At 37.2% G+C, this 14,860-nt stretch carries 15 protein-coding genes and 2 other annotated features; of the genes, 8 read left to right on the top strand and 7 right to left on the bottom strand.

Annotated features, from left to right (window positions below; genetic code table 11):
• Positions 1-116: 116 nt before the first annotated feature.
• The 5 genes from cotY to ACZ76X_RS08275 form a co-directional block, all read right to left on the bottom strand.
• Positions 117-593, bottom strand: a complete 477-nt coding sequence (gene cotY / locus ACZ76X_RS08295) for a spore coat protein CotY (RefSeq protein ID WP_098667941.1) — start codon at positions 591-593, stop codon at positions 117-119.
• 142 nt (positions 594-735) lie between these two features.
• A complete protein-coding gene (locus ACZ76X_RS08290) occupies positions 736-2,802 on the bottom strand; it encodes an ATP-dependent helicase (RefSeq protein WP_479850153.1) in 2,067 nt (688 codons plus the stop codon).
• 99 nt (positions 2,803-2,901) lie between these two features.
• Positions 2,902-3,324 carry a GNAT family N-acetyltransferase gene (locus ACZ76X_RS08285; protein ID WP_479850152.1) on the bottom strand — a complete coding sequence of 141 codons (423 nt, stop codon included), beginning with the start codon at positions 3,322-3,324 and terminating at the stop codon, positions 2,902-2,904.
• A 1-nt stretch (position 3,325) separates the two neighbouring features.
• Positions 3,326-3,844, bottom strand: coding sequence for a YjcG family protein (locus tag ACZ76X_RS08280; protein WP_000765878.1), 519 nt, complete (start codon positions 3,842-3,844; stop codon positions 3,326-3,328).
• Positions 3,845-3,936: 92 nt separating this feature from the next.
• Positions 3,937-4,668, bottom strand: a complete 732-nt coding sequence (locus tag ACZ76X_RS08275; RefSeq protein ID WP_016716887.1) for an alpha/beta hydrolase — start codon at positions 4,666-4,668, stop codon at positions 3,937-3,939.
• 203 nt (positions 4,669-4,871) lie between these two features.
• Between ACZ76X_RS08275 and ACZ76X_RS08270 the strand changes: the two genes are divergently transcribed.
• Both ACZ76X_RS08270 and ACZ76X_RS08265 read left to right on the top strand, forming a co-directional pair.
• Positions 4,872-5,783, top strand: coding sequence for a DMT family transporter (locus tag ACZ76X_RS08270; protein WP_479850151.1), 912 nt, complete (start codon positions 4,872-4,874; stop codon positions 5,781-5,783).
• Between the two features lie 76 nt (positions 5,784-5,859).
• Positions 5,860-6,255 carry a PH domain-containing protein gene (locus ACZ76X_RS08265; protein ID WP_479850150.1) on the top strand — a complete coding sequence of 132 codons (396 nt, stop codon included), beginning with the start codon at positions 5,860-5,862 and terminating at the stop codon, positions 6,253-6,255.
• A 24-nt stretch (positions 6,256-6,279) separates the two neighbouring features.
• On the opposite strand, the gene ACZ76X_RS08260 is transcribed toward ACZ76X_RS08265, so the two are convergent.
• A complete protein-coding gene (locus ACZ76X_RS08260; RefSeq protein ID WP_479850149.1) occupies positions 6,280-6,678 on the bottom strand; it encodes an Ig-like domain-containing protein in 399 nt (132 codons plus the stop codon).
• Between the two features lie 228 nt (positions 6,679-6,906).
• Positions 6,907-8,385: a sodium/proline symporter PutP gene (putP, locus tag ACZ76X_RS08255; RefSeq protein ID WP_098670117.1), complete on the bottom strand. Its 1,479-nt coding sequence runs from the start codon at positions 8,383-8,385 to the stop codon at positions 6,907-6,909.
• Positions 8,386-8,691: 306 nt separating this feature from the next.
• Positions 8,692-8,929 (top strand) — a binding site (T-box leader).
• 42 nt (positions 8,930-8,971) lie between these two features.
• Positions 8,972-9,216: a binding site (T-box leader), on the top strand.
• Between the two features lie 52 nt (positions 9,217-9,268).
• On the opposite strand from putP, the gene trpE reads away from it, so the two are divergent.
• The 6 genes from trpE to trpB are packed head-to-tail and all read left to right on the top strand — an operon-like array spanning position 9,269 to position 14,857.
• The gene (gene trpE / locus ACZ76X_RS08250; RefSeq protein WP_479850148.1) at positions 9,269-10,687 is read left to right on the top strand and encodes an anthranilate synthase component I; all 1,419 of its coding nucleotides are present in this window, start codon (positions 9,269-9,271) and stop codon (positions 10,685-10,687) included.
• Positions 10,684-11,271, top strand: a complete 588-nt coding sequence (locus ACZ76X_RS08245; protein WP_479850147.1) for an anthranilate synthase component II — start codon at positions 10,684-10,686, stop codon at positions 11,269-11,271. The genes trpE and ACZ76X_RS08245 overlap by 4 nt, the downstream gene beginning before the upstream one ends.
• The gene (trpD, locus tag ACZ76X_RS08240; protein WP_479850146.1) at positions 11,268-12,293 is read left to right on the top strand and encodes an anthranilate phosphoribosyltransferase; all 1,026 of its coding nucleotides are present in this window, start codon (positions 11,268-11,270) and stop codon (positions 12,291-12,293) included. Before ACZ76X_RS08245 ends, trpD begins: the two co-directional genes overlap by 4 nt.
• 1 nt (position 12,294) lies before the next feature.
• The gene (gene trpC / locus ACZ76X_RS08235) at positions 12,295-13,056 is read left to right on the top strand and encodes an indole-3-glycerol phosphate synthase TrpC (protein ID WP_479850145.1); all 762 of its coding nucleotides are present in this window, start codon (positions 12,295-12,297) and stop codon (positions 13,054-13,056) included.
• On the top strand, positions 13,053-13,667 hold the full coding sequence (locus ACZ76X_RS08230; RefSeq protein WP_479850144.1) for a phosphoribosylanthranilate isomerase: 615 nt from the start codon (positions 13,053-13,055) through the stop codon (positions 13,665-13,667). The genes trpC and ACZ76X_RS08230 overlap by 4 nt, the downstream gene beginning before the upstream one ends.
• Positions 13,664-14,857 (top strand): tryptophan synthase subunit beta, encoded by a 1,194-nt coding sequence (gene trpB / locus ACZ76X_RS08225; RefSeq protein ID WP_479850143.1) that lies wholly within the window; start codon positions 13,664-13,666, stop codon positions 14,855-14,857. Before ACZ76X_RS08230 ends, trpB begins: the two co-directional genes overlap by 4 nt.
• The last annotated feature ends 3 nt before the right edge of the window (positions 14,858-14,860 follow it).

The following is a 14,860-nucleotide window of genomic DNA, read 5'->3' as shown; positions in this document are numbered from 1 at the left end:
ACAGGTTCTATGTTCTAGACAAGTTCCCAATTTTATAAAAAATACATAATAATACCTTTTAAGCATGGATTGGGTGGCAGAAAACTCTGCCACCCAATCCATGCTTAAATCATTATTTAGCTTTGTATAGAAACATCACGTAAGCATTGAATAGCACAGAAGCAACTTAAATCAACAGTAATACAAGTGGAGGTTGATACTAATCTTGCATTTGGTACAGCTAAAAATGTACAGATTGGATCGTCAGTAGGTGGTACAGGGGACCCGTCACCTAATACTACATTTAATACACGTAATACAGCGCAATCATCATCATCTATACTCTCGACACGGAAAATTGGAGAACGGCAGCTAGTAAGGCTCGCAGATGGTGCGAATGCTTCAAATGGTGTACCGGCTTTTGTGTATAAAATAAAGGGACGTGTATTGGCTACTGATGCATTGTTATGTGCACCTAAAAATGGAACTTCGCAACCAGATCCACATGTTGTCGTTGCACATTCTTGTAGTTCATGTATAAAACGAACGACATTGGATACACAGTTGAAATCAAAATCATGGTCATGATGATCTTCGTTACAATTGCAGCTCATTATGTTCACTCCTTATCGTGAGTTCTGACATACACTATTACAATATGAACGGGATATGGCTGATATTACGTTAATTCTTACGATCAAAACAAGGAATTTATATAGTAGGGATGTACATAATGCAATATAAAAAAAGACATCCTTATTTCGTGGATGTCTTTTCAGGTAAATCTTTTCGAACAGTATATAAAAAACGAGATATATCTAATTTTTTTCCTCTGAAAAATTGCGGAGAGGAAATGTAAAGTTCTTCTTTTGCACGTGTAATAGCGACATAAAGTAGTCGGCGTTCTTCTTCTAAAGCTTCAGAAGTCTCTGTAACACGATCATTTGCATCTTTTAAAGAAGAAGTATGGGGCAGAATACCATCGCTCGCTCCAAGTAAAAAGACGCATGGAAATTCAAGACCTTTTGCGTTATGAATAGACATAAGCGAAACAGCATCTTTTTGCGGCATTGTTTTTAATGCTTCCATTTCCTTTTGACCTTGAATTGCTTCATTAATAAATTGTAAATAAGATGGAATATCGGTGAAACGATTTGCCGACTCCATTAATTCTTCTAACATTTCTTCTTGTATATCTTTATGCATCGTAAAGGAAGAACGATCGTTACTTTGTAAGTACTCTAAATACTTTCCTTTACCATGAATAATTTCCTTTAATGCTTTTTTCGGTTCTAATTCTTTTATAAATTTAATAAAATCGATACGCTCATTTACCTTTTTCACTTGAAAAGGTTTTAAGCTCGGATTTAATAATAAGAAATGAAGAAGAGAAGGAAAACGGCCTTCACCATATTTCCATTGTTCACGTTCAATAAAGGAAATACAATCATCACGCCCAATATACATCGTTGGTAATATATTTGAAAGTGATTCTAATCGAAACGGCTCAATCACCAGTCTTAAATGATCTAATACAGGCTTAATTAAAGAATGTTCATAAAATGACTGACTCGCCCCATGCTTAATAAACGGGATTTTGTGAATGGTAAGCTGATCAAGTAATGAACGGCTTACAGAATGTGTGCGATACAGTAAACAAAAATCTTTATAGTTTCGTTCACCGGTATCTACCTTTTCTTGAATGAGCTGCAAAATTTGATTTGCTTCATCAAGCGTCGTAGCTGGTCTTGCGTAAAAAGGTTGTACACCTTCTTCACGTACAGAATATAGCTCTTTATCAAAGCGCTCTTGATTTAGTTTAATCACTTCATTTCCAAGTCCGACGATAAAAGGATTGGATCGATAATTTGTATTCAGTGCGATAATCGTAGTGTTATCGAATTCTTTTGGAAAAGATAAAATAATTTGGTGACTCGCTCCTCGCCAGCCGTATATTGCCTGATCGTCATCACCTGCGATAAACAAATTGTTTTTTGGCGAAGCTAACAATTTTACAATTTCATATTGTGCATACGATGTATCTTGAAACTCATCTACTTCAATATAGTGGAAACGTTGTTGTAATTGGGTAAGCAAAGGAGCATTATTTTCTAACATATAATATGTTTCTAATAGGATGTCATCGAAATCAATATAATTATATCGTTGTTTCACTTCTTCAAAACGCTCGTATACTTCTTTAAATTCTTGTTCAACAGGTGTTTTTGCTCGTACATCTTTCGGGCGATTCAATTTGTTTTTCTCAAGTGAAATCATCGCGAGCATCGTTTCAGCATCATAAGCGTCTTTTAAACGCAATTCTTTTAAAATTTTCTTTATCATAATTTGTTTATGTTTTTCGTTTGCTAAAATTTGCTGATTATATCCTTGACTACGAAGCAATTTTAAAAAGACAGAGTGGAACGTACCAGCAACAACGTAGCTACTTGCGGCATGATTCATACCTGGTAAATTCGCTACACGATTTCGGATTTCTTCAGCCGCTTTTTGTGTAAATGTAAGCAATAAAATATTTCGCGGATGAACTTGTTTTACATTTACTAAATAACCTACGCGAGTTGTTAAAACAGATGTTTTCCCGCTTCCGGCACCAGCTAATGTCAGAACAGGACCTTCTGTCGTTCGTACGGCCTCTAATTGTTTTTCGTTTAAAAATACATTTTGTTGTTCGAGAGCACGGAAATACGCCGCATCTGCATCTTCTTCCATAATTAAATGGGTAGATGTTTTTGGAATATGATATGTTGCACGTGGAATATCAGCGTGCGTTAATGATTTTTGTGAAAATTTTTCTTGTGTCATATATTCACCTTCAAAACTATAGCATCAACATTTAACTTTAGCGGAAGAAAAAGAAAATAGCAATGTAAAAAACAGGAGGGGATACCTCCTGTTTTTAAATTACAATTCTTTTATCATAACGACGTGAGGAATATTTGCTTCCATGAATACATCAGAACTCGTTACATATCCAAGTTTCTTATAGAAATCTTCAGCATGTGTTTGAGCATGCAACTTCAATTTTTGTAACGAGTGTTCCTTCGCATATGCTTCAAGTGCATCCATAACAATTTTTCCAATGCCTTTTTTACGATGGGAAGCTAGTACGCAAATGCGTTCCATTTTCCCAATCCCATCAATGGTGCGAAAACGCCCAGCACCAACGGGAACATCATTATCATATATAACAACGTGTATAGAAGTTTCTTCAAACTCATCATACTCTTCTTCGGCAGAAACTTGCTGCTCATTTACAAATACTTGCTTACGTACAGAGAATGCATCTCTTAGTTGTTCTTCCGTTTGTACGATCTGTGCATGCAAATTAGTTGTTCCCCTTTCCAAGGCGGAATGTTTCGTGTACAGTCCATGTTCCGTTTTCTAATTGATATAGAAGATGGAAGCGGTCAATTGGTTGTTCATAATAGAAATCCTTCATACGTAATCGACCTAGTACATCAGCATGCTCTGCATCAGATAAGCCTTGACCGATTGTTAAATGAGGTACGAAAGCGTATTCGCGTTCTTGTGTAAAGAACCCGCTGTGCATTTCCTCATTTAAGAAAGTAAGTTCCGGTGTTTTTTCTACTTTAAAATAAAGAACATTATTAACAGGTGCGAATGAACCAACTTTTCCAACATGAAGGGTAAAAGGGTTCGTTTTACTTGCGATTGTATGTAACTCGTTTACAATCGATTCTAATTGTTCGTCTTGCGTCTCAAAGGGTGTTTTCAATGTAATATGTGGCGGAACTAATGCGTAGTGCGGATCATAACGTTTACGCAATCCGTTCGCTTTATCTTGAATCATTTTAGATGGAAAAATTACAATGCCTAATTTCATGTTCCAATTCCTCCCTTTGTAAGTCTAGTTAGATTTTGAGAAAATAACTCTCTTAATCTATTATATCAAATTATTCTGAATACTGCTCTCTATTATTTCATTGATAGCATATGAGAGAAAGCTTTCGGTAAATCAGTTTGCCAATATTTCCACGTATGATTACCTTCAAATTCCTCGTAATGTGTAATGAAATTTCTATCTGTCAGAAGCGTATTAAGCTCACGGTTCGGCCCTACGAAATCAGATACTTGTCCATCCGTGCGCTTTACAGCTGTTTCTTCTGTTCCAATGACGTGATAAAGTTCTAGCGCCTCCGGATTTTTGAATTCTTTCGCTAAATTCATCACTGTTTCATCCACAAATGGTGATTGCATAACGACTTTACCGAATGTATGCGGATACATAAGTGCAGTCATAAAGGAAACTGTTCCGCCAAGAGAATCACCAATTAACACACGACCTTTTCCCATTTGGTACGTTGGATAATTTTCGTCGATATATGGTGCAAGTTCATGAGCAAGGAAGCGAATATAAGCAGCGTTTTTCACTTCATTTGGGAAATATTTTTCTTTACGATCGTGTACATTTTTATATGGAATACCGACAATAATTGTACGGTCAATTTCTTCAGTTTCACGAAGGCGCTCAATTACACGGTGCGCTTTACCAAGCTGAAAATAATCTCTACCATCTTGTGCAATGACCACTGTATGTTTGTGCAGTGGTGTGTAATTTACTGGTAAGTAAACGAGAAGTGTAACATCTTCTTGAAGTGATGCACTATAAAATGAAATCTCTTCAATTCTCCCTATTGTTTGATTCATGTGGATCCCCCTAAATAAAAATTTACTATAATGATTGTAAGAGCGACGCTTGTAGTGAAAAAGAAAGAAATATTCACTAATAGGTGCTTTCGTTTCTATTTTACCATAATGGTACGAAGAATCTAAAAAATTAGTATTTAAGTTAGGAAAGAAAACGGATATAATGAAGTGGGATTTTTGACAGGTGAGAGGGGAGACGGAATTTGAAACAAGAAAGATCGATTGCACTACCATTAGCTATTTCCATTATAGCCATTTCATTCGCAGCAGTTTTTGTAAAGATGTCCTCAGCACCATCTTCCATATTAAGCATGTATCGATTATGGATTATCGTACTTATTATGTTGCCTATTGTTTTGAAAAAACGGGAAGAGTTTAGTAAGATTCAAATAAAAGATTGGGGACTTTTAATTGGATCTGGTTTCTTTTTAGCACTTCATTTTCTTTTATGGTTTGAATCTTTAAAGCATACGACAGTTGCGAGTTCGACGATTATATTAGCGCTTCAGCCAATCGTATCTTTAGTTGGAGGTTTTTTCTTATTTAAAGAAAGAACAACATACTCAGCTATTGCGACAATGGGAATTGCGATATTAGGCGTAATGTGTATTGGGTGGGGGGATTTAGGACTAAGTGAACAAGCAATTTATGGAGATATATTATCCTTCTTAAGTGTAATAGCAGTTGTCGGTTATTTATTTATCGGACAAACGACAGTAAAGAAAGTATCACACTGGATTTATAGCTTTACAGTCTTTGCATTCGCAGGTATTTTTATGGGGATTTATAATATAGTATTGCAAGTGCCTTTTATAGGTTATACGAAGTGGGATTGGACCGTTTTTCTTTTACTTGCGGTCGTGCCGACAGTGTCACACGTCATTAATAACTGGCTATTAAACTACGTAAATGCAACAACAATTTCAATGAGTATTTTAGGTGAACCAGTTGGAGCATCAATACTAGCTTTCTTCTTACTCGGGGAAAGATTAAATGCCATGCAAGTGATCGGTAGCATACTTGTATTGTTTGGTGTATCTGTTTTCTTACTACAGCAACAAAAGCGAACGGCAAAAAATGTAGTAAACGAGCCAGCGTATACACAGGAATTATAATGTTAAGAGAGAAAAGAGAAGTGGTGATACTTCTCTTTTTGTTTTATAGAAATACGGGTGTAGAAGGGGGAGGGAAATGGAGTTTCCATCAAAAAAAGATGTCTGGTTATATCCGATTTTTTTCGTTGTCATTGGAGCGTGTTTTGCTCCTTTATTTGCAGGTAGAGAGTATTTTCTTTTATTTTTTACAATCCCATTAGCCATATTATTTATTTGGAGTTGGTTTTCCACAAAATACATCGTCGCAGAAGAAACAATTACTATTAGATCCGGTCCCGTTAAAAAGCGCATATTGATACGAGATATAAAACAAATTTCAAATACGAAAAATCCAATTGCGGCTCATGCTTTATCATTTGATCGATTTGAAATTGTTTACGGCGCGCATCAAACAGAAATTATTTCTCCTAAAGATAAAGCGCAATTCATCAATCTTGTTAAAAGTAAAAATCCGCACATTGAAATGAAGTAAAAGAGTGGCTCGGAAGCCACTCTTTTACTTTGGGTTTGTCATATAAGGTTGTACATGAATCATACATAGATCACGGAACTTTCCTTCAGCAGTTGTGACAATGACGACTGCTCTTCCGGCACTTTTTCCAGTAATCGTTACCGTATCCCCATTTGGATACATGGTGATGACATCAGCATTCATATTTGTCCAAATAAGTTCTTTATTCGTCGCTTGCATCGGCAACACGGAAGCTGATAACTCAGTGCTTTGTCCCGTTCTTATTTTCAACTTATTTTTTCCCATATGAACACCAATGACTGAAATAACAGAAGGAGCAATTGAAATTTTAGGTGGATTAGGTTGTATGTTCAAACAAGACGCAGAAGTATTTGTGATAGGTGAAAATTTTCGTGTTTGTTGTTGCTGGAAAGCCGCTAACATGTTGGAGTCCCCTTTCTGTATAAGTGCTGATAGTACTACTATAAAGGAGTAGTGTTATGTTTAATTTAACGAAACATAAAGAAATTGTTAAATTCGAGCAGAAGATTGTCGAACTTTGATAAAGTCGAACTTTGATAAAGTGAAACTTTAATCAGTGGGGGTCTTACTGCACGTTAATGCGGGATAAAAAGAAAGCTCTGCTGATACGATAACAGCAGAGCTTTCCCTCTATAGATTATGACTATGTTGTTTTTCGAAATTCTCAAATTGCTCTTCAACTTCTTTTGAAGGTTGTGTTAGTAAACTAACAATTACGATAGCTAGTAAACTAATAGCGAAACCTGGAATCATTTCATATAAGAAATCTTTTAAGAATTTGAATTGAGTCCATATAATAACAGTAGCGGCACCAGAAATCATACCAGCAAGCGCGCCCCATTTCGTCATACGTTTCCAATATAAGCTTAATAAAATAGCAGGTCCGAATGAAGAACCAAAACCAGCCCAAGCGTATCCAACAAGAGCTAAAATCGTATCATTTTGTTTAAACGCTAATGCGCACCCAACTAATGCAATAACAAGTACAGCCATACGACCGACAAATACAAGCTCTTTATCAGAGGCAGAGCGTTTAAAGAATGTACGATATAAGTCTTCCGTTACGGCACTAGAAGTAACGAGTAACTGAGATGAGATTGTACTCATAATAGCTGCTAAAATAGCTGCTAATAAAAATCCAGTAATAAGTGGATGGAATAAAATTTTTCCTAGTTCAAGGAAAATTGTTTCTGGGTTAGATAATGTTAACCCTTGTTGTGAATAGTAAGCAATACCAATAAGACCAGTAAACATAGCTCCGACAACAGAGAAAATCATCCAGCTCATACCAATTCTTCGTGCGCTTTTCAGTTCTTTTACAGATGAAATCGCCATAAAGCGTACGATGATATGAGGTTGTCCAACATAACCAAGGCCCCATGCGAATAAAGAAATCATTCCTAAAGTAGAGGCACCTTTAAAAATATCTAGACGTGTTGGATCTACAGAACGAATTGTATCAAATGCAGGTCCAAGTCCGTTCGAATTCATAATTGTTACGATAGGAACAAGAATAAGAGCGACTACCATAATGATTCCTTGCACGAAGTCTGTCCAACTTACTGCTAAGAAACCACCAAATAATGTGTAAGCTACAACAACGCCTGCAACAATGAATAATCCAACGTGGTAGTTCATACCAAATGAATTTTCAAATAATACAGCGCCTGAAACTAATCCTGAAGCTACATAAAAAGTAAAGAAAATCATAATAACAAGTCCGGATACTAAGCGTAGCATATGAGATTTGTCGTGGAAACGGTGTTCCAAAAATTCTGGGATAGTAATAGAGTTGTTTGCAATTTCAGAGTAGGTACGTAAGCGAGGAGCAACATATAGCCAGTTTGCGTATGCGCCTAGTGTTAGGCCGATTGCAATCCAACTGCTACTTAATCCAACGCTAAACATTGCACCGGGTAGTCCCATTAAAAGCCAACCACTCATATCGGATGCTCCAGCGCTTAATGCTGTTACTGCGGGGCCTAGTGTACGCCCGCCAAGCATATAATCTGTTAAGTTGGACGTTCGTTTATAGGCGAAATAGCCAATGACTAACATCCCGAGCATGTAAATAGAGATTGAAGTTAAAGTTAACATCTGCGTACTCATGTAGTTCCCCTTCCTTTTGTCATGTCTTTTGATGCATTATGCATATTTATAATCTATCATGATTATTCTGAAAAATCCATACAGAAATATGAATTTTCAGAAATGTAAGCGTTTTTTGATATCATTTTATTTTTTTAATATATAATATTCATACAAAAAACCTTATTTTTAATAGAGTATTTATTATATTTACATAAAAAGAGGTTGTTTTGTCAATATAATATTGAAAGGAGAGAAAAATAAAATTTTTTAAAAAGTATTGACTTATGAAAAAAGTTAAGTCTATAATGAGTGCAACTTAAAAAAATGCAAGCGTTGATGAAGAAGAGTACACATGATGAACATGTCAGAGAGCTGATGGTTGGTGCGAATCAGTATGGAATTGATGTGGAATGGGCTTCGGAGCTTCCAAACCGAAACGAAAGAAGTAGGCTTTGGCGACATGATCTCATCGATACAAGAGACACGTATTGTTTTTGATACGGTAAAGTGCGTTACATTCGTAACGAATTAAGGTGGCACCACGGGAGTACCCGTCCTTTCTATAGGATGAGTACTCCCTTTTTGTGTACAAAAAATTAAATAAATGAAATCGTTGAAGTAAGAAGAGTACGTATATTGGAGACGTTACAGAGAGCCGGGGATAGGTGGAAGCCCGGTGCGGTGCCATATACGGAATGGGCTTACGAGAGGTATGCTGAACAATTCTTTTCAGTAGGCAACCCGGGTTCCGCCGTTACAAGGATAAGGTATATATTTTGTACCTGAATAAAGCGGGATGCTTTTGCGTCCAACATGAGGTGGTACCACGGTAAATTTATCGTCCTCTACATATTTTCGATATGTAGGGGACTTTTTTATTTTTGAGATTGAGGTGAAAGGCATGATGACAAAAGAGGAATTTATGAAGCAAAAAGAACAGGGAAGAGCATTTTTAGTAATCGCTGAAGAAGAAGGGGATAGCATTACGCCAATTTCTTTATATAGACGTATGAAAGGAAAGAAAAAGTTTTTATTAGAAAGTTCGCAGCTTCATCAAGATAAAGGACGCTATTCTTACTTAGGATGTAATCCATATGGTGAAGTGAAGAGTGTTGGTATGGAAGTGGAACGAACGATTTACGGCCGGACAGAAAAGTTGCAAGGTAACGTACTACAAGTGTTAGAAGGAGAAACCCGGTCAGCTCAAGTAGACAGTCCATTTCCATTTTGCGGAGGAGCAGTTGGTTATATTGGCTATGACGTCATTCGGCAATATGAAAACATTGGAGCAGATTTACATGATCCATTGAATATTCCAGAAGTACACCTTTTATTGTACCGTGAGTTTATCGTGTATGACCACTTACGCCAAAAATTATCATTTGTATATGTATGCAGGGAAGATGATTCAGCAGATTATGAAGAAGTATATGAAAGATTGCAAGTATATAAAGAGCAAGTGTTACAGGGAGAAGAAGCGGAAGTAATTGAAACAAAATCGACATTATCATTCACTTCTTCTATAACAGAAAAAGAATTTTGCGTGATGGTAGAAACGGCGAAAGAATACATTCGGGCCGGGGACATATTCCAAGTCGTATTATCCCAGCGTTTGCAAAGTGAATGTATTGGTGATCCATTCGCGTTATACCGAAAACTACGAATAGCCAATCCATCACCATATATGTTCTATATTGATTTTCAAAATTATGTTGTACTCGGTTCCTCGCCGGAAAGTTTGTTATCAGTAAGAGAAGATAAAGTGATGACGAATCCAATTGCTGGTACGAGGCCGAGAGGGAAGACAAAGCAGGAAGATACGGAAATTGAAAAAGAGCTGTTAGAAAATGAGAAAGAACGAGCGGAGCATATGATGCTTGTGGACCTTGGGCGGAATGATATTGGCAGAGTAAGTGAAATTGGATCCGTGACGATAGATAAATATATGAAAGTAGAAAAATATTCTCACGTTATGCACATTGTATCTGAAGTTTACGGAACATTGCGAAAACAAATGAGTGGATTTGATGCATTAGCATATTGCTTGCCAGCAGGAACAGTGTCAGGCGCTCCGAAAATTAGAGCGATGGAAATTATAAATGAGCTAGAGAATGAAAAAAGAAATGTATATGCGGGGGCAGTTGGATACGTTAGTTTTTCAGGGAATCTTGATATGGCGCTCGCCATTCGAACGATGGTCGTAAAAGATAAAAAAGCATACGTTCAGGCAGGAGCAGGAATTGTTTACGATTCAGACCCAGTAGCTGAATATGAAGAAACGTTAAATAAAGCAAGAGCGCTTTTGGAGGTAATGAAATGATTGTACTAATTGATAATTACGATTCATTCACATATAACTTGTATCAACTGTTAGGTCAATACGAAGAAAATATTGTAGTCGTAAGAAATGACCAAATAACGATAGAACAATTAGAAGAAATGAAGCCGAAAGGAATTGTACTTTCACCAGGACCAGGAAAACCAGAGGATGCTGGCATTTGTATCGAAGTGATTCGTCATTTTTATAAGAACGTTCCCATATTAGGTATTTGTCTTGGTCATCAAGCGATTATATCAGCATTTGGAGGAGAGATTGTAAGAGCAGAACGTATTAAACACGGAAAAACATCTCGTGTGAAACATAATGGAACTTTAATCTTTTCATATGTAACACAGCCATTAACGGCGATGCGTTATCATTCCCTTGTTGCAGCGCAGACAAGTTTGCCAGAGTGTTTTGACATACTAGCGACAGCGATGGACGACGGAGAAATAATGGCAGTTCATCACAATTATTATCCGCTATTTGGATTACAGTTTCATCCGGAATCAATCGCAACAGAAGAAGGCGGAAAGTTAATACGTGCCTTTTTAGGCGAAGTGAAAAAGGAGGAAAGAGTATGAATAACTATCTTCGTAAATTAGTGGAGGGGCAACATTTGACAAAAGAGGAAATGTATAGAGCAGGGCTTCTTTTATTAAATAAAAACATATTGGAAAGTGAAATTGCAGCTTTCCTAGTATTACTGAAAGCGAAAGGTGAAACAGCAGAAGAAATATACGGCCTCGTTCGAGCGCTTCGTGACAAGGCATTACCATTTTCGAACCATATACAAGGAGCGATGGACAATTGCGGGACAGGTGGTGACGGTGCTCAAACGTTTAATATTAGTACAACATCGGCATTTGTACTGGCGGGAGCTGGTGTAAAGGTTGCCAAACATGGTAATCGTGCTGTTTCTAGTAAAACAGGAAGTGCAGATTTATTAGAAGAACTCGGTGTAAATATTAGCAGTACGCCAAACGAAATTGATTATTTATTAGAGCATGTCGGGATTGCATTTTTATTCGCACCAGCGATGCATCCAGCATTAAGACGCATTATGAAAATAAGAAAAGAATTAAACGTGCCGACGATCTTTAACTTAATTGGCCCTTTAACAAATCCGGTGAATTTAGAAACACAATTTGTTGGCATTTATAAACGAGATATGTTACTACCAGTTGCGCAAGTATTACAGAAACTAGGAAGAAAACAAGCGCTTGTCGTAAACGGGAGTGGTTTTTTAGATGAAGCATCATTACAAGGAGAAAATCACGTTGTTATTTTAAAAGATAATGAAATAGTAGAAACGAGTATTGAACCTGAGAAATACGGTTTCCAAATAGTGAAAAATGAAGAGATTAGAGGCGGGAATTCGAAAGAGAATGCAAAGATTACGCTCGGAGTATTAAGCGGAGAAAAGAGTGTTTACCGCGATACTGTTTTATTCAATGCAGGTCTAGCTCTTTTTGCAAATGGAAAAACGGAAACGATTGAAGAAGGAATTACACTAGCGGCACATAGCATTGACTCTGGAAAAGCATTAGCCAAACTAAACTTATTAATTACAGCAAGTAATGAGAAATTAGAAAGGGTGAATTAACGTGGGGACGATTTTAGACAAAATTGTAGACCAAAAGGAAAAGGAAGTTGCGGCATTATATGAAACGTATACACCAGTAAAAGAAAATAGAAAGACATATTCACTTGTAGAAGCATTACAGCAGTTTACTGTCATTGCAGAAGTAAAGCGAGCATCACCATCAAAGGGAGATATCAATTTACACGTTGATGTACGAAAACAAGTAAAAACATATGAAGAATGCGGCGCAGGAGCAGTTTCTGTTTTAACAGACGGTCAGTTTTTTAAAGGATCGTTTCATGATTTACAAACGGCGAGAGAAGAAAGTAACATTCCGCTTTTATGCAAAGATTTTATAATTGATAAAATTCAAATTGATAGAGCGTATGAAGCTGGCGCAGATATTATTTTACTAATCGTAGCGGCGTTAACGGAAGAGAAGTTAAAAGAGCTGTATAGTTACGTACTAGAAAAAGGATTAGAAGCAATTGTTGAAGTTCATGATGAGCAGGAATTAGAAATTGCGATCCAATTAAATCCGCACGTTATCGGTATTAACAACCGTAATTTAAAAACGTTTGAAGTGGATTTAAACCAAACGGAAAAGCTCGGGAAACGATTAAATGAGGAGAAATTACTTTGGATTAGCGAAAGCGGGATTCATTCAAAAGAGGATATTATTCGTGTTAAAAAAGCAGGAGCAAAAGGTGTATTAGTTGGGGAAGCGCTTATGACATCATCTTCTATTCGTACCTTTTTTGAAGATTGTAAGGTGAACATATGAAAGTGAAAATTTGCGGCATCACTGATATGGAAACAGCAAAACGTGCTTGCGAATACGGAGCAGATGCACTCGGATTTGTTTTTGCAGAAAGTAAACGGAAAATTACCCTGGAGCAGGCGAAAGAAATTATTACGGAACTTCCGGCACACGTGTTAAAGGTTGGTGTTTTCGTAAATGAATCAGTAGAGGTAATCCAGAAAATTGCAGATGAATGCGGGTTAACGCATGTGCAACTACATGGGGATGAAGGTAATCATCAAATTAAGAGATTGAATATTCCGTCTATAAAAGCTCTCGGAGTAACTTCAGAGGCCGATATGAAAAACGCTCAAGCATATGAAACGGATTATATATTGTTTGATAGCCCAAAAGAAAAGTTTCGCGGTGGAAATGGAAAGAATTTTTCATGGGAACTACTCGCACATATGCCAAAAGAGTTGCGAGAGAAAACGATATTAGCTGGTGGATTAAACGCTCTTAATATAGAAGAAGCAATTCGAACTGTTCGGCCATATATGGTCGATGTGAGCAGCGGAGTAGAGACAGAAGGAAAGAAAGATGTAGAGAAAATAAAACAATTTATTATAAAAGCGAAGGAGTGTTCCAAATGAACTACGCATATCCAGATGAAAAAGGACATTACGGTATATACGGAGGACGATACGTTCCAGAAACGTTAATGCAATCTGTACTAGAACTAGAAGAAGCATATAAAGAAGCGATGCAAGATGAGGCGTTTCAAAAGGAATTAAATCATTATTTAAAAACGTACGTCGGAAGAGAAACACCGCTATATTATGCTGATAATATGACGAAGTATTACGGCGGTGCAAAAATTTATTTAAAACGTGAAGATTTGAACCATACAGGAGCTCATAAAATTAACAATACAATCGGTCAGGCACTACTTGCAGTACGAATGGGCAAGAAAAAAGTTGTCGCTGAAACAGGGGCAGGACAACACGGTGTTGCAACCGCTACTGTATGTGCTCTACTCGGATTAGAATGCGTCATCTTTATGGGAGAAGAAGATGTGAGACGTCAAAAATTAAATGTGTTCCGAATGGAATTACTCGGAGCGAAAGTAGAAAGTGTAGCGGCAGGTAGCGGCACATTAAAAGATGCGGTGAACGAGGCGCTTCGCTACTGGGTTTCACACGTGCATGATACACACTACATTATGGGATCTGTTCTCGGACCGCATCCATTCCCACAAATTGTTCGTGATTTCCAAAGTGTAATTGGGAAAGAAACAAAAAAACAATATGAAGCGTTAGAAGGGAAGTTACCAGAAGCTGTCGTTGCTTGTATTGGCGGTGGTAGCAATGCGATGGGCATGTTTTATCCGTTCGTGCATGATGAAGAAGTTGCTCTTTACGGCGTAGAAGCAGCTGGAAAAGGCGTTCATACAGAAAAGCACGCAGCGACTTTAACGAAAGGAAGCGTTGGTGTTTTACACGGATCGATGATGTATCTTCTGCAAAATGAAGAAGGGCAAATTCAAGAAGCTCACTCTATTTCAGCAGGACTTGATTACCCAGGTGTTGGGCCAGAACATAGTTTACTAAAAGATATTGGACGCGTTTCTTATCATTCCATTACAGATGATGAAGCGTTAGAAGCATTTCAATTATTAACGAAAAAAGAAGGGATTATTCCGGCTTTAGAAAGCTCGCATGCTGTCGCATATGCATTAAAATTAGCGCCGAAAATGAAGAAAGACGAAGGACTTGTCATTTGCTTATCTGGCCGCGGAGATAAAGATGTAGAGAGTATAAAACGTTATATGGAAGAGGTGTAAAAA

Source organism: Bacillus sp. BC05(2025), from assembly GCF_056725905.1.
The sequence above is the reverse complement of the archived record's forward strand: the minus strand, read 5'-3'. Positions and strand labels throughout refer to the sequence as shown.

What these genes read in the sequence shown, in the direction of transcription:
- cotY (WP_098667941.1), bottom strand. Translation starts at nt 593, where the DNA reads ATGAGCTGCAATTGTAACGAAGATCATCATGACCATGATTTTGATTTC.
- ACZ76X_RS08290 (WP_479850153.1), bottom strand. Translation starts at nt 2,802, where the DNA reads ATGACACAAGAAAAATTTTCACAAAAATCATTAACGCACGCTGATATT.
- ACZ76X_RS08280 (WP_000765878.1), bottom strand. Translation starts at nt 3,844, where the DNA reads ATGAAATTAGGCATTGTAATTTTTCCATCTAAAATGATTCAAGATAAA.
- ACZ76X_RS08275 (WP_016716887.1), bottom strand. Translation starts at nt 4,668, where the DNA reads ATGAATCAAACAATAGGGAGAATTGAAGAGATTTCATTTTATAGTGCA.
- ACZ76X_RS08265 (WP_479850150.1), top strand. Translation starts at nt 5,860, where the DNA reads ATGGAGTTTCCATCAAAAAAAGATGTCTGGTTATATCCGATTTTTTTC.
- ACZ76X_RS08260 (WP_479850149.1), bottom strand. Translation starts at nt 6,678, where the DNA reads ATGTTAGCGGCTTTCCAGCAACAACAAACACGAAAATTTTCACCTATC.
- putP (WP_098670117.1), bottom strand. Translation starts at nt 8,385, where the DNA reads ATGAGTACGCAGATGTTAACTTTAACTTCAATCTCTATTTACATGCTC.
- trpE (WP_479850148.1), top strand. Translation starts at nt 9,269, where the DNA reads ATGATGACAAAAGAGGAATTTATGAAGCAAAAAGAACAGGGAAGAGCA.
- ACZ76X_RS08245 (WP_479850147.1), top strand. Translation starts at nt 10,684, where the DNA reads ATGATTGTACTAATTGATAATTACGATTCATTCACATATAACTTGTAT.
- trpD (WP_479850146.1), top strand. Translation starts at nt 11,268, where the DNA reads ATGAATAACTATCTTCGTAAATTAGTGGAGGGGCAACATTTGACAAAA.
- ACZ76X_RS08230 (WP_479850144.1), top strand. Translation starts at nt 13,053, where the DNA reads ATGAAAGTGAAAATTTGCGGCATCACTGATATGGAAACAGCAAAACGT.
- trpB (WP_479850143.1), top strand. Translation starts at nt 13,664, where the DNA reads ATGAACTACGCATATCCAGATGAAAAAGGACATTACGGTATATACGGA.